Source organism: Streptomonospora nanhaiensis, from assembly GCF_013410565.1.
Taxonomy (GTDB): domain Bacteria; phylum Actinomycetota; class Actinomycetes; order Streptosporangiales; family Streptosporangiaceae; genus Streptomonospora; species Streptomonospora nanhaiensis.
Genome location: NZ_JACCFO010000001.1, coordinates 4,957,649 through 4,975,018, shown reverse-complemented (window position 1 = coordinate 4,975,018; position 17,370 = coordinate 4,957,649). Strand labels below are relative to the sequence as shown.

Annotated in this window: 18 protein-coding genes; 10 read left to right on the top strand and 8 right to left on the bottom strand. The window is 75.7% G+C overall.

Annotated elements, in window-relative coordinates:
• Positions 1-140 precede the first annotated feature (140 nt).
• From HNR12_RS22085 to rimP, 3 genes are read right to left on the bottom strand one after another with little or no spacing between them, the layout of a single operon-like run.
• On the bottom strand, positions 141-425 hold the full coding sequence (locus HNR12_RS22085) for a YlxR family protein (protein WP_179769365.1): 285 nt from the start codon (positions 423-425) through the stop codon (positions 141-143).
• Positions 409-1,446, bottom strand: coding sequence for a transcription termination factor NusA (nusA, locus tag HNR12_RS22080; RefSeq protein ID WP_179769364.1), 1,038 nt, complete (start codon positions 1,444-1,446; stop codon positions 409-411). Before nusA ends, HNR12_RS22085 begins: the two co-directional genes overlap by 17 nt.
• 24 nt (positions 1,447-1,470) lie before the next feature.
• Positions 1,471-1,953, bottom strand: coding sequence for a ribosome maturation factor RimP (gene rimP / locus HNR12_RS22075; RefSeq protein ID WP_179769363.1), 483 nt, complete (start codon positions 1,951-1,953; stop codon positions 1,471-1,473).
• Between the two features lie 399 nt (positions 1,954-2,352).
• Between rimP and HNR12_RS22070 the strand changes: the two genes are divergently transcribed.
• On the top strand, positions 2,353-2,859 hold the full coding sequence (locus HNR12_RS22070; protein WP_179769362.1) for a hypothetical protein: 507 nt from the start codon (positions 2,353-2,355) through the stop codon (positions 2,857-2,859).
• The gene (locus tag HNR12_RS22065) at positions 2,856-3,323 is read left to right on the top strand and encodes a ferritin-like domain-containing protein (RefSeq protein ID WP_179769361.1); all 468 of its coding nucleotides are present in this window, start codon (positions 2,856-2,858) and stop codon (positions 3,321-3,323) included. The genes HNR12_RS22070 and HNR12_RS22065 overlap by 4 nt, the downstream gene beginning before the upstream one ends.
• 52 nt (positions 3,324-3,375) lie before the next feature.
• On the opposite strand, the gene HNR12_RS22060 is transcribed toward HNR12_RS22065, so the two are convergent.
• Entirely contained in the window at positions 3,376-5,115 is a 1,740-nt protein-coding gene (locus HNR12_RS22060; RefSeq protein WP_179770818.1) for a proline--tRNA ligase, read from the bottom strand.
• A gap of 316 nt (positions 5,116-5,431) precedes the next feature.
• Here HNR12_RS22060 and HNR12_RS22055 point away from each other — a divergent pair, with 316 nt between their 5' ends.
• Both HNR12_RS22055 and HNR12_RS22050 read left to right on the top strand, forming a co-directional pair.
• On the top strand, positions 5,432-6,289 hold the full coding sequence (locus tag HNR12_RS22055) for an aldo/keto reductase (protein WP_179769360.1): 858 nt from the start codon (positions 5,432-5,434) through the stop codon (positions 6,287-6,289).
• 141 nt (positions 6,290-6,430) lie between these two features.
• Positions 6,431-7,264 carry a spermidine synthase gene (locus HNR12_RS22050; protein WP_179770817.1) on the top strand — a complete coding sequence of 278 codons (834 nt, stop codon included), beginning with the start codon at positions 6,431-6,433 and terminating at the stop codon, positions 7,262-7,264.
• Between the two features lie 28 nt (positions 7,265-7,292).
• On the opposite strand, the gene HNR12_RS22045 is transcribed toward HNR12_RS22050, so the two are convergent.
• The gene (locus HNR12_RS22045) at positions 7,293-8,000 is read right to left on the bottom strand and encodes a hypothetical protein (RefSeq protein WP_179769359.1); all 708 of its coding nucleotides are present in this window, start codon (positions 7,998-8,000) and stop codon (positions 7,293-7,295) included.
• A gap of 325 nt (positions 8,001-8,325) precedes the next feature.
• Here HNR12_RS22045 and HNR12_RS22040 point away from each other — a divergent pair, with 325 nt between their 5' ends.
• From HNR12_RS22040 to HNR12_RS22015, 6 genes are all read left to right on the top strand, one after another.
• Positions 8,326-9,357: a DMT family transporter gene (locus HNR12_RS22040; RefSeq protein ID WP_308118772.1), complete on the top strand. Its 1,032-nt coding sequence runs from the start codon at positions 8,326-8,328 to the stop codon at positions 9,355-9,357.
• Positions 9,358-9,467: 110 nt separating this feature from the next.
• Positions 9,468-10,721: a sensor histidine kinase gene (locus HNR12_RS22035; protein WP_308118773.1), complete on the top strand. Its 1,254-nt coding sequence runs from the start codon at positions 9,468-9,470 to the stop codon at positions 10,719-10,721.
• Positions 10,718-11,383, top strand: a complete 666-nt coding sequence (locus HNR12_RS22030; protein WP_179769358.1) for a response regulator — start codon at positions 10,718-10,720, stop codon at positions 11,381-11,383. Before HNR12_RS22035 ends, HNR12_RS22030 begins: the two co-directional genes overlap by 4 nt.
• Before the next feature lie 198 nt (positions 11,384-11,581).
• Positions 11,582-12,829, top strand: a complete 1,248-nt coding sequence (locus HNR12_RS22025) for a cytochrome ubiquinol oxidase subunit I (protein ID WP_179769357.1) — start codon at positions 11,582-11,584, stop codon at positions 12,827-12,829.
• 60 nt (positions 12,830-12,889) lie between these two features.
• On the top strand, positions 12,890-13,882 hold the full coding sequence (locus tag HNR12_RS22020; protein WP_179769356.1) for a cytochrome d ubiquinol oxidase subunit II: 993 nt from the start codon (positions 12,890-12,892) through the stop codon (positions 13,880-13,882).
• A gap of 451 nt (positions 13,883-14,333) precedes the next feature.
• Positions 14,334-15,371, top strand: coding sequence for an FkbM family methyltransferase (locus HNR12_RS22015; RefSeq protein ID WP_179769355.1), 1,038 nt, complete (start codon positions 14,334-14,336; stop codon positions 15,369-15,371).
• A 296-nt stretch (positions 15,372-15,667) separates the two neighbouring features.
• Here HNR12_RS22015 and HNR12_RS22010 read toward each other — a convergent pair whose 3' ends face one another.
• The 3 genes from HNR12_RS22010 to HNR12_RS22000 all read right to left on the bottom strand — a co-directional run bounded on the left by HNR12_RS22010 (position 15,668) and on the right by HNR12_RS22000 (position 17,329).
• On the bottom strand, positions 15,668-15,973 hold the full coding sequence (locus HNR12_RS22010) for a Dabb family protein (protein ID WP_179769354.1): 306 nt from the start codon (positions 15,971-15,973) through the stop codon (positions 15,668-15,670).
• 58 nt (positions 15,974-16,031) lie between these two features.
• Positions 16,032-16,832, bottom strand: a complete 801-nt coding sequence (locus tag HNR12_RS22005) for a class I SAM-dependent methyltransferase (protein ID WP_179769353.1) — start codon at positions 16,830-16,832, stop codon at positions 16,032-16,034.
• Between the two features lie 227 nt (positions 16,833-17,059).
• Positions 17,060-17,329 carry a DUF6406 domain-containing protein gene (locus HNR12_RS22000; RefSeq protein ID WP_179770814.1) on the bottom strand — a complete coding sequence of 90 codons (270 nt, stop codon included), beginning with the start codon at positions 17,327-17,329 and terminating at the stop codon, positions 17,060-17,062.
• Between the last annotated feature and the right edge of the window lie 41 nt (positions 17,330-17,370).

The following is a 17,370-nucleotide window of genomic DNA, read 5'->3' as shown; positions in this document are numbered from 1 at the left end:
GCTTCCTCGTCGTTACACAACAATGGGTTGGCCATTCCGGCATGCCGACATGGCAAGACCCGCCGACCCTACGGTGTACAACCGCCGGGGTGGCGTGATCATTCCAACCCTATCTGGAACCCGGTGCCGCGCCAACGCGATTACGCGTCGGCGAAGTAGGCGTCGACACGGGAGGTGTCGAGTCCTTCAGCGGTCCGGAAGGCCCGCGGCAGGACGCGCCGCCGCTTCGCCGCCTCCCAGCAGCGGGAGTCGGCGTGCAGGTAGGCGCCGCGGCCGGGTGCGCGCCTGGCGGGGTCCGGCGCGACAACGCCGGAGAGGTTCGCCAACCGCACCAGATCGGACTGAGCCGCCCGCGACCGGCACCCCACGCACGTCCGTACGGGGCGGGCGCGGTCGCGAGCCTCCAGTCTAGCGCGTTGGGGCATCGGGCTGCCCCGAGGGCCGCTCGGGGTCCTCGGGCGCCGGTCGGGCCGGGGAGTCGTCCTGCTCGGCGGGCTCGGCGTCGGAGCGGATGTCGATCCGCCAGCCGGTGAGCCGGGCCGCGAGCCGGGCGTTCTGCCCCTCCTTGCCGATGGCCAGGGACTGCTGGTAGTCGGGCACGGTCACGCGCGCGACCTTGCCCGCACGGTCGAGCACCTCGACGCGGGTGACCCGGGCCGGGGACAGCGCGTTGCCGACGAACACGGCGGGGTCCTCGGAGTAGTCGACGATGTCGATCTTCTCGCCGTTGAGCTCCGCCATGACGTTGCGCACGCGGCTGCCCAGCGGGCCGATGCAGGCGCCCTTGGCGTTGACGCCGGACTTGTTGGACTTCACCGCCATCTTGGTGCGGTGCCCGGCCTCGCGGGCGATGGCCGCGATCTCGACGGTGCCGTCGGCGATCTCGGGCACCTCCAGCTCGAACAGCTTGCGCACCAGGTTGGGGTGGGTGCGCGAGAGCGTGACCGAGGGGCCGCGGTGGCCCTTGCGGACCTGCACCACGTAGGCGCGCAGCCGCTCGCCGTGGGTGTAGGGCTCGCCGGGGACCTGCTCCTGGGGCGGCAGGATGGCCTCGATCTTGCCGAGGTCGACCAGCACGTTGCGGGGGTCCTTGCCCTGCTGGATCAGGCCCGACACGATCTCGGACTCGCGGCCGGCGAACTCGCCCAGGGTCAGCTCGTCCTCGGCGTCGCGCAGCCGCTGGAGGATGACCTGCTTGGCGGTCGAGGTGGCGATGCGGCCGAACCCCGAGGGCGTGGCGTCGTACTCGCGCACGACGTTGCCGTCGTCGTCGGTCTCGGCGGCCCACACGGTGACGTGGCCGGTGGCGCGGTCGAGTTCGACCCGCGCGGCGGACTCCGTGCCCTCCTGGCGGTGGTAGGCGATCAGCAGGGCGTCCTCGATCGCCTTGACGACGAGGTCCACCGAGATGTCCTTCTCGCGCTCCAGACTGCGCAGGACACTCATATCGATATCCACGGGGCTCCCCCTCTAGTCCGCCGCGTCGTCGCCGGTTTCGCGGCGGAATTCCACCTGGACCTTTGCGCGCCGCAGGTCAGAATAGCCGTAGCGGCGATCGCGGCCGTCGACCTCCAGGGTGACGCCGTCGTCGTCGGCGTCCTTGACCCGGCCCTGGACCTCGCCGCCCTCGGCCGTGGCGGCGCGGACCAGCCGGCCGCGCGAGCGCCGCCAGTGGCGGGGCAGGGTCAGCGGGCGGTCGACCCCGGGCGAGGTGACCTCCAGGACGTAGGGGGCCTTGCCCATGGCGTCGGAGGAGTCGAGGGCGGTCGAGATCTCCTGGCTGACCTCGCCGACGGCGTCGAGGTCGACGCCGTTGTCGGAGTCCACCACGACGCGCAGCAGCCGCCGCTTGCCGGCCGGGGTGACCTCGATCGACTCCAGCTCCAGCCCGGCCTCGGCCAGCAGGGGCGTCAGCAGCGCGGCGAGACGTTCGTGGCGGGCCTGCGCGCCCATCAGTGGTCCTCCTCGGCGAATTCCGCCCCTCGGACACGGGAATCCGGGGCGGTCCTGCTTGAACGGTTCGAGTTCCGCGCGTCAGGCGACGCCGGTGTGCAGTCAAGGGTATCCACAGTCGCCGGTGATCAGAGCCGCCCGTCGCGCCTTGTCAGCCGAGGGGGCGGTGTCAAGGCGCCGGGCGCCCGCCGGCGCGACGCGCGGGTGTACACACCCCCCGCACACGCGCGAAACGGACGCCGATCATGGAAGGATGGGGACGATCCGCGCCGCGGTGTCCGGCATGTCGCCCGCCCCGGCGCGGCCCGGCGCTGCCGAGGGCCGCCCGCCCGGCCCGGCGCACGCCCATGCACGGCTCACGGTGTCGCCCTTCAGGGGCCCCGGACTGAGGAGGAGAGGGTGGGCAGCAGCGGCGCGGTCACCCGCCGCACGGTCGTCGTCGGAGCGCTGGCCGGGCTGGCCGGGGTCGCCCTGGCCGGATGCCAGGGGCCGCGGTGGTACCCCAGCGACATCAGCCCCGACGAGTACGTGCTGCGCTCCGTGATCACCGAGAAGGAGCGCATGATCGCCCGCTACGAGGCCACCGTCGCCGCCGGCGAGGGCCCCCTGGACCTGCTGGAGCGGCTGCTCGACGACCACCGCGCGCACGTCGAGGCGCTGCGCCTGCGGCTGCCCGAGGAGCCCGGCCGCACCCCCGACGGCGAGGAGCCCTCGCCCGGCCCCAGCCCCGAGCCCGTACCCGAGACCCCGCTGCCCGTGGCCGAGCTGCGGGTGGCCGAGCAGAGCGCGGCGGAGTCGCGCGGCCGCCAGGTCGAGCGGCTGACCGACGCCGGGCTGGCGCAGCTGCTCGCCGCCGTGGGGGCCTGCGAGGCCGGCCACACCCGACTCCTTGCGGAGGCACGATGACCGCCACCCCCGAGGACGCCGAGGAGTTCGACACCGCCGAGGCGCTGCAGCGCGCCCTGCGGGCCGAGCACGCCGCCGTCTACGCCTACGGCTACATCGGCGCCCGCTCCCAGGACGAGGACCGCCGCCTGCGCTGCTACGAGTACCTCGACGCCCACCGCGGGCAGCGCGACACCCTCAAGGGCGAGCTGCGCGAACGCGACGCGGTGCCGGCGGCGGGCGAGAGCTCCTACGCGCTGCCCGAGTCCGACTCCGGCGAGGCGCTGGCCGACTACGCCGTGGAGGTGGAGGACCTCACCGCACAGGCCTACCTGGAACTGGCCGCCGCGCCCGACTCCGCGCTGCGCGAGCTGGCGCTGCGCTCGCTGCAGGACGCCACGCTGCGCGGCATGGAGTGGGGCGCGGACCTGCCGGTGTTCCCGGGGTTCCCCGGCGGGGCGCCGCCCGCGCCCGACGGCGGCTGAGGGCCGCGCCGGGCGCCGGGGCGCCGGACCCGCCCGGCGGGCGGGGCGGCCCTCAGCCGCCGTCGACCACCGCGGCGACCCGCTCCACGGCGGTCTCCAGCGGGATCTCGGCGCGCTCGCCGGTGGCGCGGTCGCGCAGCTCCACGACACCCTGGTCCAGGCCCTTGCCGACGATGAGCGCGGTGGGCACGCCCAGCAGCTCGGCGTCGGTGAACTTCACGCCGGGCGAGACGCCCTTGCGGTCGTCCACGAGCACGCGCACGCCGCGCTCCTCCAGTTCGCCGGCGATGCGCAGGGCGACCTCGATCTGCTCGCCCTTGCCGGTGCCGACCACGTGGACGTCGGCGGGCGCCACCTCGCGCGGCCAGATGATGCCCTTGTCGTCGTGGGACTGCTCCACGATGGCGGCGACCACGCGGGAGACGCCGATGCCGTAGGAGCCCATGGTGACGCGCCGGGGCTTGCCGTCGGGGCCCAGGGCGTCCAGCTCGAAGGCGTTGGCGAACTTGCGGCCGAGCTGGAAGATGTGGCCGATCTCGATGCCGCGGGCGGTGTAGAGGGTGCCCTTGCCGTCGGGCGAGGGGTCGCCCTCGCGGACCTCGGCGGCCTCGATGGTGCCGTCGGGGACGAAGTCGCGCCCGCACACCAGGTTCATGACGTGGTGGTCGGCCTTGTCGGCGCCGGTGATCCAGGCCGAGCCCTCGACCACGCGGGGGTCCACGAGGTAGCGCAGCTTGTTGTGCAGCAGCGCGTTGGGACCGACGTAGCCCTTGACCAGGAAGGGGTTGGCGGCGAAGTCGGCCTCGTCCAGCAGCGCGACCTCGGCGGGGTGCAGCACCGCCTCCAGCCGCTTCATGTCGACCTCGCGGTCGCCGGGCACGCCGATGCCCATGACCTCCCAGTCGGCCGCGCCCGGGGCGCGGGTCTTGACCAGGACGTTCTTGAGGGTGTCGGCGGCGGTGAAGGTGCGGCCCAGCCCTGCGGCGTTGAAGAAGTCGACCAGGGTCTCGATGGTGGGGGTGTTGGGGGTGTGGTGCACCTGCGCCTCGGGCTGCCCCTCGATCGGCAGGGCGGGGGGCGCGGGGGTGCGCACGGCCTCGACGTTGGCGGCGTAGTCGGACTCCGTGCTGCGCACGAAGGTGTCCTCGCCGGTGGGGGTCTCGGCCAGGAACTCCTCCGAGGCCGAGCCGCCCATGGCGCCCGACATCGCCGAGACGATGACGTACCGGAGGCCGAGCCGGTCGAACGCACGGATGTAGGCCTGGCGGTGCAGCTCGTAGGAGCGCTCCAGCCCTTCGTCGTCGAGGTCGAAGGAGTAGGAGTCCTTCATGTGGAACTCCCGGCCGCGCAGCACGCCGGCCCGGGGGCGGGCCTCGTCGCGGAACTTCTCCTGGATCTGGTACAGGATGACCGGGAAGTCCTTGTAGGAGGAGTACTCGCCCTTGACGAGCAGGGTGAACAGCTCCTCGTGGGTGGGGCCCAGGAGGTAGTCGGCGCCCTTGCGGTCCTTGAGCCGGAAGATGGAGTCGCCGTACTCGGTCCAGCGCCCCGACGCGTCGTAGTACTCGCGGGGCAGCAGCGCGGGCAGCAGGACCTCCTGCCCGCCGATGCGGTCCATCTCCTCGCGGATGACCGCGGCGACGTTGTCCAGCACCATCTTGCCGAGCGGCATCCAGGAGTACACCCCGGGCGCGGCGCGGCGCACGTACCCGCCGCGCACCATGAGCTTGTGGCTCGGCACCTCGGCGTCCGCCGGGTCCTCGCGCAGGGTGCGCAGGAACAGGGTCGACATCCGCAGCACGGCCGCTCCTTAACGACAGTCGGGTCTGCTCCGCGCGGTGCACGGGATCGTCCGCGGGAGGGATACGCCCGCCCCGTGGGGGGCGGTGCGCTGGAGGAGTTCCAGGCTAGCGCCCGCCGTGCGCGGCCCGGTACCTCCCGCACGGGCGCGGGCGCGCCCAAGGCGCGCTGGACTCGGGCGCGCGCAGGCAGGAGGATGGCGGCGGCCCGTCCGCCGGCCGCGCGGGCAGGCCGCCGGGGCCGCCCGGCGGGGCCGCGGCGGGCCGGGTGTGACCATGACGCGAGTGACGACAGGGGGACCGCACACCATGCGGATGCGAACCATCGGCGACCGGACCGTCAGCGCCATCGGCCTGGGCGCCATGCCGCTGTCGGTCGCCGGGCGCCCCGACCGCGACCGCGCGGTCGCCACCGTCCACGCCGCCCTGGACGCCGGGGTGACGCTGATCGACACCGCCGACGCCTACCACCCCGGCGGCGGCGCCGGGCACAACGAGGAGCTGGTCGCCGAGGCCCTGGCCGCCTACGGCGGCGACACCTCCGAGGTGCTGGTGGCGACCAAGGGCGGCCACGTGCGGCCCGAGGACGGCTCCTGGACGCTCAACGGGCGGCCGGAGTACCTGAAGCGGGCCTGCGAGGACTCTTTGCGGCGGCTGCGCACCGACGCGATCGGGCTCTACCAGTTCCACCGGCCCGACCCCGAGGTCCCCTTCGAGGAGTCGGTGGGCGCGCTGCGCGACCTGCTGGACGAGGGCAAGATCCGCATGGCCGGGATCTCCAACGCCGACCCCGCCCAGATCCGCACCGCCAACGAGGTGCTGGGCGGGCGGCTGGCCTCGGTGCAGAACGAGTTCTCGCTGCGGTTCCGCTCCAGCGAGCCGGAGCTGGAGCTGTGCGCGGAGCTGAAGATCGCGTTCCTGCCGTGGTCGCCGCTGGGCGGCGCGCGCGAGGCCGCCGGGCTGGCGGGCTCGCGCGGGGCGTTCGCGCGTATCGCGGCCGAGCGCGGGGTCAGCCCGCAGCGGCTGTGCCTGGCCTGGATGCTGGCCAAGGCGCCGGTGGTGGTGCCGATCCCGGGGGCCTCGCGGCCCGAGACCATCGCCGACAGCGCCCAGGCGGCCGACCTGGAGCTGAGCGCCGGGGAGCTGGCCGAGCTGGACCGCGCCTAAGACGGCCGGGTGCCCGTCCCGCGCCGGGGCGGGCACCCGGCCGGCCTCGCACGGCCGGTCGGCGCGGGGTCCGCGCGGTGCCCGCGCCCCCGTACCGTGGACGTCGGACGACGGATCGAGCGGCTGGGCGAGGCGGGGCGTATGGCGGCGTGGGGCGGCGGACCGGTGCGACCCGAGGTGGAGCTGCTGCGCGACGCCGACCGCCCGGACTCCTGGCTGCTGCTGGTCGACGGCACCCCGCAGTCCCACGTGGACCTGTCCGACCCCGCCTACCTCGACTTCGAGTACGTGCGGCGCATCGGCCACGTCATCGACCTGCTGGCGCCGCCGGGCGCGCCCGTCCGCGCCCTGCACCTGGGCGCGGGCGCGCTGACCCTGGCGCGCTACGTTGCCGCCACCCGGCCCGGTTCGCGCCAGCGCGCGGTCGACAACAACGAGCGGCTGGTCGCCCTGGTGCGCCGGGAGCTGCCGTGGGACCGGCGCGCCGACCTGCGGGTGGGGGTGGGCGACGCCCGCGCGTGGCTGGCCCAGCGGCACTCCGCAAGCGCCGACCTGGTGGTGTGCGACGTGTTCGCCGGCGCGCGCACCCCGGCCGCGCTGACCTCCACCGAGTTCTTCGCCGACGTGGCGCGGGTCCTGGCGCCGGGCGGGGTGTGCGCGGCCAACGTGGGCGACGGCCGGCGGCTGGCGCACGTGCGCGCCCAGGCGGTGACGCTGGCGGAGGTGTTCGCGCACGTGGTGCTGATCGCCGCGCCGGGCGTGCTGCGGGGGCGGCGGTTCGGCAACTTCGTGCTGCTGGGCTCGGACGCCCCGCTGCCGGTGGCGGAGCTGACCGCGCGCGCCCACCGCGACCCCGACATGGCGCGGGTGCTGGCCGGGGAGGTGCTGGCGCGGTTCACCGCGGGCGCCGCGCCGGTGCGCGACGCCACGGCCAAGGACTCCCCCGCCCCGCCCGACGACGCGTTCGCGCGCTGAGCCGCCCGGCGGGCGGGCGCCGCGCGGGTCAGTCGGGCAGCTCGTGGTCGAGCAGGAACGAGAACTCCGGGCTCTGCCGGATGCCCACGCCGCCCCCGGGGTCGGGCTGGGTGCTCATGCCGGTGACCCGCCCGCCGCGCCACCAGATCATCTGGTCGGTCACGGGGTCGCCGTCCTCGCGCAGGCTCTGGAAGGTGTTGTAGATGAACGGCAGCAGGGAGGCCGACCGCTTGCTGCGCAGCACCGCGAAGATCATGGTGTTGGGCGAGGGCAGCATCACCACGGCGCCGTAGGGCATCGGCTCCCGCACGACGTCGACCAGCCGCATGACGTGCGCCGTTCCCGGCCAGGTCTGGCCGATCAGCACCTGCACGGGGGTGTCGGCGTTGGGCGCGCTGGTGGGGAACGCCTTGAGGTCGTAGCGCTCGTAGGCGAGGTTGCCCAGGGCGGCGAACCACACGTCCTGCTTGGTCAGGCCCCACTGCTGGGTGTGGCGGACGTCCAGGACGGCGGCCTCGTAGTTGGCGGGGTTGGTGCGGTAGCACAGGAGCGCGGTGAGCTGGGGGTTGATGGAGTACGCCAGCTTGTCCGTGCCCAGGGCCGAGGGGTCGCCGGTGAGGATCACCCGCAGGTTGGGCCGCACCGCCGGGAAGGGCTGGCTGAGCAGCCAGCGGTGCACGTCGTTGGGCGGGGGCCCGTAGGCGGGCTGGGGCGGTCCGTAGGGCGGGTGACTCATGGGCGGATCCGGTGGCTTCCGACGGGGTGGCGGGCCGACCGCGCGGCAGGCCGGGGTCGGCGTCGGTCGTGGGGACTCGACGGACTTCTGACGCAGTATCCCACCGCACGGTTCACCCCGCCGCCACCGCACCGCGCGGACCGGCGCGCCTGGCGGCGCCCCGCGCTGACGGGCGGGGGGGCGCGGTGGGCTAGGCTCGCGGACATGCCGCACCAGACACGACGCTTCGTCACCCCCCCGCCCCGCGCCTAGCGGGGCGTCCGCGCCCGCCCATCCGGCGGAGCGCGCGAGCCGCGCCGCCGGATGCGCGGTGCGGTGCCGATCCGTGACGTCCCACGCCGACATCCCTGCCTGCCTGTCGACGTTGGAGTACGCCGTCGTGTCCGAAAACCACTCTGCCGCGCGCCCGTCCGCCGCGGCGTCCTCGTCCTCGTCCCTGCCCGCCGCGTCCTCCCCCGGCTCCGCCCGGCGCGGGTTCGCGCTGCTCACCGCCGCCGGCGTGCTGTGGGGCACCGGCGGCCTCGCCGGGCACCTGCTCCAGGCCGACGGCGTGCCGCCGCTGGCCGTGGCCGCCTACCGGCTGCTGGTGGCCGGCGCCCTGATCACCGCGTTCCTGGCCGCCGCCGGGCGGCTGGGCCGGCTGCCGCGCTCGCGCCCGCCGGCCGTCCGGCTGGCGGCCAACGCGCTGCTGCACGCGGTGTTCCAGAGCCTGTACTTCGCCTCCCTGGCGTTCATCCCGGTGGGGCTGGCAACCCTGGTCAAGATCGGCAGCGTGCCGGTGTTCGTCGCCGTGGGGATCTGCCTGGCGGCGCGCCGGGTGCCGTCGCGGCGGCTGGCGGCGGCGGTGCTGCTGGCCGTGGCCGGGCTGGCGCTGCTGGCCGGGTTCCCGGCGGGCGACGCGCCGCCGCTGACGCTGGCGCTGGGGCTGGCCTGCGCGCTGGGCGCCGGGCTGACGTTCTCGGTGATGACCCTTCTCAACCGCGCCCCCGTTGCCGGGCTGGACCCGCTGGTCAACGTGGGCGTGGGGCTGCTGGCGGGCGGGCTGCTGCTGCTCCCGGCCGGGCTGGTGGCCGGCATGGCCGTGCCGGCGCGGCCGCTGCCGCTGGCGCTGCTGGTGTTCCTGGGCCTGGTGCCCACCGCGCTGGCCTACCTCGCCTACTTCGGCGGGCTGCGCACCGCCTCCGACGCCGGCGCGGCCGTGGGCACCATCGCCGAGCCGCTCACGGCGGCGGTGCTGTCCATGGTGCTGCTGGGCGAGCAGATGACCGCGGCCGGCGCGGTGGGCGCGGTGCTGCTGCTGGCCGCCATGGGCGTGGACCAGGCCGCCGAGGCGCTGCGGCGGCGCCGGTCGGGCTGAGCCCGCGCCGGGCGCGGCCCGGGCCTACTCCCAGCGGAGTAGGCCCGGCCGCCGCGGAGTATCCCGGCGGATGAGGGCCGCGCGGGCAGCGGCCGCGTACCGTCTGAGGCGTGAGGTCTGTCCCGCTTCCCACCCGCCGCGACACCGCCGTCACCCTGGTGACGGCCGTCGTCTCCCTGGCCACCACGCTGTTCGCCGAGCAGTTGCTGCAGGACGGCGCGCCCTCGCGCCCGCTGGCGCCCTGGGGGCTGGTGTGGATGGCGGCCGCGGTGGCGCCGCTGCTGTGGCGCAGCCGCTACCCGGCGGCGGTGGCCGCCATCAGCGCGCCGCTGTCGGTGCTGTACTACCCGCTGGGGTTCCCCGACGGCTGCGTCGGGCTGGCCGGGGCGATCGCGCTGTTCGGGGCGGCGGCCGACGGCCGCCGGTGGCAGGCCTGGACCCTGGCCGCGGCGCAGTTCCTGGTCATCCACCTGTGGGAGGCGCTGGCCTACGGCGCGCCGCGCTTGGGCCCGGCCCTGGGCATGCTGGCCTGGTGCCTGGTGCTGGTGGGCAGCGGGGAGCTGAAGCGCAAGCACACCGAGTACCGGGCGCTGGCCCGCGAGCGCGCCGACGAGGCCGCGCGCACCCGCGAGGAGTCCGTCCGGCGGCGGATCTCCGAGGAGCGCGTGCAACTGGCGCGCGACGTCCACGACACCGTGGCGCACAACATCTCGCTGATCAACGTGCAGGCGGGCACCGCGCTCTACCTCATCGAGACCGAGCCCGAGCGCGCCGCCGAGGCGCTGGCCACGATCAAGCGCACCAGCAAGGAGACCCTGCGCGAACTGCGGGCCACCCTGAATGTGCTGCGCTCGGCCGATGAGCGGGCGCCGCGCTCCCCGGCGCCGGGCCTGGACCGCCTCGCCGAACTCGCCGAGGGCACCCGGGGCGCCGGCCTGGACGTGCGGGTGGTGCGCACCGGCGCCGACCGCCCCCTGTCGGCCAACACCCAGACGGCGGCCTACCGTATCGTCCAGGAGGCGCTGACCAACGCCGTGCGGCACGCCCGCGCCACGACCGTGGTGGTCGAGGTGGACGTGGCCGACGACGGCGTGCGCCTGTCGGTGACCGACGACGGCGCGGCCTCGGGGGAGTTCACGGTGGGCAACGGGATCACCGGCATGCGGGAGCGGGCCGCCGCCCTGGGCGGCGAGCTGGCGGCCGGGGCGCGCCCGGGCGGCGGGTTCGCCGTGCGGGCCCGGCTGCCCGACCGGGCCGAGCCCGGCGGCCCCGCCGGCGGTGGTCCGGCCAGTGGAGACGACAGCGGTGCGAGACCCCGGCAGCCGGCCGCGGCGGCGCCCGCACAGGAGGAGCGGCAGGCGTGATCCGGGTTCTTCTCGCCGACGACCAGGCGCTGGTGCGCGCCGGGTTCCGGGCGCTGCTGGACAGCGCGCCCGACATCACCGTGGTGGCCGAGGCGGCCGACGGCGCCGAGGCGGTGCGCCAGGCCCGGGCCGAGCGCCCCGACGTGGTGCTCATGGACATCCGCATGCCGGGCCTGGACGGCCTGGCCGCCACGGCCCAGATCCTGGCCGACCCCGCGCTGGAGGCGGTGCGGATCGTCATCCTCACGACGTTCGACCTGGACGAGTACATCTTCGAGGCGCTGCGCGCGGGCGCCAGCGGGTTCCTGGTCAAGGACACCGAGCCCGAGGACCTCCTCCAGGGCGTGCGGGTGGTGGCGCGCGGCGACGCCCTGCTGTCGCCCGGGGTCACCCGGCGGCTGATCGCCGACTACGCCCGCCGCCCGCGCCGGCCGGCGCCCTCCACCCGGCTCAACGGGCTGACCGACCGGGAGCGGGAGGTGCTGGCGCTGGTGGCCGAGGGGCTGTCCAACGAGGAGATCTCCCGGCGGCTGGTGGTGAGCCCGGCCACGGCCAAGACCCACGTCAGCCGGATCATGGTGAAGCTGGGCATGCGCGACCGCGCCCAGCTGGTCGTGCTGGCCTACGAGACCTCGCTGGTGGTGCCCGGCTGGGCCGACTGAGGCGGAGCTCGGGCCCCGGCTCAGGGTGGACCCCCATACCCCTCGGGGGCGCCCCCTACACCGGGCGGTGTAGGCGGGCACCGCCCCTGACACCGGCGGGCGTAGCGCCGAAACCTCCCGCGGGCCGATGAACCGGACCGAGCCCGGGCGCCATGCTCGGGTCGTCCTGGTCCACCGACCCGCGAGGCGTCATCCGACATGTTCGACGATCCCCTGATCCTCGCCCGCCTGCAGTTCGCGCTGACGGCGAGCACCCACTACATCTTCGTGGCCTTCACCCTGGGCCTGGCGCCGTTCATCCTGTTCGGCCAGCTCAGCGCCACCCTGCGCCGGGACGCCGACCGGATGCGCGGCGTCCGGTTCTGGGGCGGGCTCTACGTCGTCAACTACGCCATGGGCGTGCTCTCCGGCCTGGTGATGGAGCTGCAGCTCGCGTTGAACTGGAGCGGGCTGAGCGACATGTTCGGCCACGTCTTCGGCGCGCCGCTGGCCGTGGAGACCATGGGCGCCTTCTTCGTGGAGTCGACCTTCCTGGGCCTGTGGATCTTCGGCTGGGACCGCATGGGCCGCTGGGCGCACCTGGCGTGCTTCGGCGTGGTCACCGCCACCGCCTACCTGTCGGCCTACTGGGTGCTGGTCTCCAACGGCTTCTTGAAGTACCCGGTCGGCTTCCGCGTCGAGGACGGCACGGCCGTGCTGACCGACCCCGTCGCGATGCTCACCAACCCCGCCACCCTGCTGGCACTGGGCCACATCGCGCTGAGCGCGCTGCTGCTGGGCGGCGCGGTGGTGATGGCGGTGAGCGCCTACCACCTGGCGCGGCGCAGCGACCCCTACGGCGTCTTCAGCCGGGGCATCCGCCGCGGCCTGGTGGTCTTCGCGGCGGCGCTGATGCCCACGGCCGCGGTGGGCGGGATGCAGTTCGCCCTCTACGACATGGTGCCGCCGACCTCGGGCTCGACCTACTCCGCGCAGGAGATCGAGGCCATCGAAGCGCGGTATGCGGCCAACAGCCAACTGGAGCTGGTCGGCGGGCTTGGCGACGCCTTCATGATGGGCTTCTGGTCGCTGATGTTCTTCCTGACGCCGGTGCTGCTGCTGGCCTGGCTGCTGCGCGGCCTGGACCGCTGGCGCTGGCTGCTGTGGCCGCTGACCTTCCTGCCGTTCCTGCCCTACATCGCCAGCGTCGCCGGCTGGGCGCTGCGCGAGACCGGCCGCCAGCCGTGGGTGGTGGAGGACCTGCTGACCACGGCCGACGCCATGACCGACATGACCCCGGGCATGGCCGTGGTCTCGTTCTCCCTGTTCACGCTGGCCTTCGCGGTCCTGGCGACCGTCACCTACGCGCTGCTGGTGCGCTACGCGGTGCGCGGCCCCGACCGGGGCCCGCTCACCCCCGCCGCGCCCGAGCCGCCCGCCGCGCCGGCGCACGCGCCCGCCTTCTAGGGCGCGCTCCCGGGCCACCGCCCTCCCCCTCCCCCTTCCGACCCATTCCAGGAGCAAGCAGTGGACATCGTCGCCGTCACCCTTCTCGCCGGCGCGGTCGTGGGCTACTTCGTGCTCGCCGGCTGCGACGTCGGCCTGGGCATGCTGATGCCCTTCGTCGCCCGCACCGAGGCCGAGCGCCGGCGCGTCGTGCGCGCCGCGGCGCCCTACTTCCTGGGCACCGAGGTCTGGCTGGTCGGCACCATCGGCGTGGTGGCCGGCCTGTTCCCCGCCCTCAAGACCGAGGCCGTCACCGGCATGTGGCCGGTCTTCACCGCCCTGCTGGCCGGCTGGCTGCTCCGCGACGCCGGGCTGTGGTTCCGCGGCCGGTGGGCCTCGGCCGCGGGCCGGGGCGCGTGCGACGTGGGGATCACCGCCGGGAGCTGGACGCTGGCGGTGGCGTTGGGCCTGGCGGTCGCCGGGCTGCTCGCCGACGGCGCCCTGCTGAGCCCCTTCGCGCTCGCCTGCGCGGCCACCGTGGCGGCGCTGTTCGCGCTGCGCGGTGCCGCCTTCGGCGCCGAGCGGCTGGTCCCCCATGAGGCCCCGGCGCCGGTGCCCGCCGCCGTGGGCGCGGGGGCGGCCGCCGCCGCGCCCGCGCCGCGCTCCGACGCGGCCGAGAGCGCCGACGCCGCCGCGCGGGCCACCCGGCCGCTGGCGCGCGCGGCGCTGGTCGGGGCGCTGCTCACCGCGGGCGCCGCGCTGCTGCCCGGCGGCGCCGCGCTGGACCGGCCGCTGCTCGCCGCCGCCCTCGCCGTGCCCCTGGTGGCGGTGCTGGCGGCGACCTCGGGCCTGTCGGGCCCGGGGCTGGCCCGGCACACCTCGGCGGCGGCGATGGCGCTGGTGCCGCTGCTGGTGGCGGCCTCGGTGGCGCTGCCGGTGGCCGCCGTCCCCGCGTCCACGTCCGCGCTGTTCTGGCTGGCCGTGGGCCCGGCGGTGCCCGTCATGGCGGTCGGCCAGGTGGCCCTGTACCGGACGCTGCGCCGCCCCGCGCCGGCGGGCGGCTTCTTCGGCTGAGGGTGCGGGGGGTGGCGCCGGGGGGGTGACACCTTCCTCACCGTTCGGTTGGCGATCACGGCCAGCGGGCAGGTGAGCCTTGGAGCGAGCACATGGCACACCCGCGCGCCCGCGTGCTCCCCGACCTGCGGGCGCGCCCGGTCCGAGGAGGCCCCATGCCCGAATCCGCACCCGTCCTGCTTGTCCCCGGCTGCAACTGCGGTTCCGGCTGCGGCTGCGGCTGCCAGAGCGGCGGCTCCTGCAGCTGCGGGGGCAGCTGCGGCTGACCAGCCCCCGCCGATCCCGGCCCGCCGCGCGATCCCGTACCCCCCGCTCCCCGCAGCGGCGCGGCCCGCCGAAGGCCCGCGGACCCCATCCGGTCCGCGGGCTTTCGGCGTGGAGGCCCGGCCCGCGCCGCGCCGCCCGGCTAGGCTGGCCGCGTTGGGTGAGCGCGTGGACACGGAGGGCGGCCATGGCGGTGGAGTCGACCACGGGCGGGCGGCACCGCTCCCCCGCCGGCCCGCCCCGCACCGGGGCGCGCGCGGGCGCCGGCGCGGCGGTGGACTTCCGTGCCACGCCCCGGGCGCGCCGGCGCGGCTGGTACGGCGCCAAGAGGCCCGTCAAGCGGCTGCTGGGCTGGGGCCCGGCCAACCTCGCCATGCGGGCCGCGGTGGCGGTGGCGGCGCCGGGCCTGCGCCGCACCGGCCGGCTGCCGGTGCCCGCCCGGGTCGCCGAGGTCACCGGCCTGGTGCCCGGCGCCGAACCCGCCGCGTTCACCATGCTGCGCCCCTCGGCGTGCGTGGTGGCGGCCGAACTGTACTGGGGCGCGGGCCGGCGCCCGGGCGCCGCCGACGACCTGGCGCTGCGGGTGTTCGCCGCCGCCGCCCGGCGCAGCGCGGTGCTGCTGGACATCGGCGCCTACACCGGCCTGTTCACCCTGGCGGGCACCGCGGTCAACCCGCGGCTGCGCGCGCACGCCTTCGAGATCGTGCCCGAGGTGGTGCACACCCTGTTCGACAACTGCGTGCGCAACCGGGTGCTGCACCGCACCACGCTGCACCACGTCGGGGTGGGCGACCCCGCGACCACCGTCACCATGCCCGCGCGGTCGGGCGACTCCGCGCTGCCCTGCTACTACTCCGCCGAGATGGTGTTCGCCGACGGTGTGCCCGTGGAGGTGGTGGCGCTGGACTCCCTCACCGCCGCCGTGCCGCCGGGCGCGCCCGCCGTGCTCAAGGTCGACGTGGAGGGCACCGAGGCGGCGGTGTTCGAGCACGGGCAGGAGTTCCTGGCCGCACACCGGCCCGACATCCTGTGCGAGGTGCTGCCGGGGGCCGACGCCGACCGGCTGAGCGGCCTGCTCGCGCCGCACGGCTACCGGTTCCACCTGGTCGGCGAGCGCGCCCTGGCCCCGGCCGGCGCGCCGGCGCCGCACGACCGGTTCCGCGACTGGTTCGTCACCACGCGCGGCGGAGCCGAACTCGCGGCGATGGGGATCCCGGTGGCCTAGCCGGCTGCCGCGCGGGGCGCCGGGGCGCCACCCGCCGGTGGCGGGGCGCGATCCGCCTCCGGCAGGTGGCGCGGCACTGCGCGGCGGCGTCCGGCCGCACGGGGCCGCGCCTCGAACGTAGTTGTAGAACGGGTTCTAGCGCAACCCCCACGACGCCGACCACACTGCGGGGAACGCGCCCACCGGCACCGGGACCGGCCCGCCGGGCCGCCGCCGCGCCCGCTCCCCGCCGCGCGGCGGGAACAGGACCCACCGATGGTCCGGCCGGCCGGGTCGGCCGGGCCGGCCGGGCGGGCTCAGGCGCCGGCGTCCACGCGGATCTGCACGGCCGCGCGGTCGGCCAGCAGCGGCCGGATCACCGCGAGCGCGGCCTGGTGCTCGGGGTGGTCCCGGTAGGCGGCGAAGCCGTCCTCGTCGTCGACGTCGGCCACCACGGCGAAGTCGTAGGCGCCCTCGCTGATCCGGGCGTCGGGCCCGAAGGCGTAGGCGCGCAACTGGGGGATGGCGGCGGGCAGCGGCGCGAGCACCCGCTCGACCTCGGCGACCTGGTCGGGCGTGACGCCCTCTGCCCACTTGAACAGCGCGATATGGCGGAGTCTCATGCCCCGACCGTACTAGTCCCCGCCTACGCCGGGGGCCGCCCCCGGGCGGCGGGCCGGCTCACGCGCCGCGTCCGCGCTTGCGCACCTTCCAGACCTCCTCGCCGGGCCAGCGGCGGGCCCAGGCGGCGGGCAGGTAGTCGTAATCGCGCGCGGGCCGCTCCGGCGCCCGGACCTCGACCATGTCCTCCACCTCCAGGCCGCAGGAGCGCAGCAGCCGCAGCATCGCGCCGTGGGGCAGCGCGAACTCCACGGAGTCGCCCCAGTCGCGCCGGTGCGGGCCGAACTGGGGACGCGTCAGCGCGGGCCCGGCCGGGCCGTCGTCGGGGACGCACATGGAAAACAGCGGCGACATGGTGAGGAAGGACAGTCGGCCGCCGGGCGCCAGCACGCGCGCGGCCTCGGCGATCCACCGGTAGGGGTCGCACCACAGCGCCGCGCCCAGCTCGCTGACGGCGAAGTCGAACACCGCGTCGGGGAAGGGCAGCCGTTCGGCGTCGGCCAGCACGAGGGGGAACCCCACACCGAAGCGTGCCTGCATCGCGCGGGCGGTGGCGAACTGGGCGGCCGAGACGTCCACCCCCACCGGCCGGGCGCCCGCGCGCGCCAGCCACGAGGACACGTAGGCGGTACCGCAGCCCAGTTCGACGGCGCTGCGGCCGCCGAGGTCGCCGGGCAGCAGGCGGAGTTCGGACTCCGGGACGGACCAGTGGCCCCAGGCGGGTTCGGGCCGGGACCACTGGCCGGGGGCGAGCCGGCCGAACACCGGCGCCAGAGCGGTGTTCCAGTGGTCGCGGTTGCGGGCGACATGGGAGGCGTCGTCGCGGTCGGGGCCGACGTGGCCGGCGGTCTCGGCGCTCATCGGGCCATTGCACCCGGGCCTGCCCGCGGGGGGCAAGCCGTTTTCCGCGGGGCGGCGGCGCGCCGGGGCACGGGCACCGCGGCCCCCGCCTCCGGGGCGGCGCCGCTGGGCGCGCCCCGGAGGCGGGGGACGGTGACCGGACATCGGGGTGCGGGTGTTCAGGGGGTGCGGTGATCGGAGTGCGGAGGGCGCGGCCCGGCGGGCGGGCCTTTCGCGTACCCGCCCGCTCAGCTCACCCGGACCGCCTTGAGGTAGGCGTCCACCGAGTCCGCGTCCACGATCTCGGTGATCTTCCAGGTCTGGCCGCCCACCGTGAACGTGTCCCCGGTGTGCACGTCGATCATGCCGTGGCTGCGCCACTCCTCGGGCCCGCCGAGTTTGGCGGCGGGACGGCCGTCCTCTTCGAGCCAGAACCGGCCGCCGCCCACGGGCCCTCCGTAAAAGCGATCGTTCCGGCCGTAGGTGATCGTCTCTTCGGCGCCGATCTCATGAACCACGTCCACGTTTGACCGTCTCCCATCGTTCAGCGGAGTTCCGG

Bases quoted from the DNA above. Each gene is read 5' to 3' on its own strand.
- HNR12_RS22055 (WP_179769360.1), top strand. From the start codon at position 5,432: ATGCGGATGCGAACCATCGGCGACCGGACCGTCAGCGCCATCGGCCTG.
- HNR12_RS22065 (WP_179769361.1), top strand. From the start codon at position 2,856: ATGACCGCCACCCCCGAGGACGCCGAGGAGTTCGACACCGCCGAGGCG.
- HNR12_RS22050 (WP_179770817.1), top strand. From the start codon at position 6,431: ATGGCGGCGTGGGGCGGCGGACCGGTGCGACCCGAGGTGGAGCTGCTG.
- HNR12_RS22005 (WP_179769353.1), bottom strand. From the start codon at position 16,832: ATGAGCGCCGAGACCGCCGGCCACGTCGGCCCCGACCGCGACGACGCC.
- HNR12_RS22025 (WP_179769357.1), top strand. From the start codon at position 11,582: ATGTTCGACGATCCCCTGATCCTCGCCCGCCTGCAGTTCGCGCTGACG.
- HNR12_RS22010 (WP_179769354.1), bottom strand. From the start codon at position 15,973: ATGAGACTCCGCCATATCGCGCTGTTCAAGTGGGCAGAGGGCGTCACG.
- HNR12_RS22060 (WP_179770818.1), bottom strand. From the start codon at position 5,115: ATGTCGACCCTGTTCCTGCGCACCCTGCGCGAGGACCCGGCGGACGCC.
- HNR12_RS22085 (WP_179769365.1), bottom strand. From the start codon at position 425: ATGCCCCAACGCGCTAGACTGGAGGCTCGCGACCGCGCCCGCCCCGTA.
- HNR12_RS22045 (WP_179769359.1), bottom strand. From the start codon at position 8,000: ATGAGTCACCCGCCCTACGGACCGCCCCAGCCCGCCTACGGGCCCCCG.
- rimP (WP_179769363.1), bottom strand. From the start codon at position 1,953: ATGGGCGCGCAGGCCCGCCACGAACGTCTCGCCGCGCTGCTGACGCCC.
- nusA (WP_179769364.1), bottom strand. From the start codon at position 1,446: ATGAGTGTCCTGCGCAGTCTGGAGCGCGAGAAGGACATCTCGGTGGAC.
- HNR12_RS22015 (WP_179769355.1), top strand. From the start codon at position 14,334: ATGGCGGTGGAGTCGACCACGGGCGGGCGGCACCGCTCCCCCGCCGGC.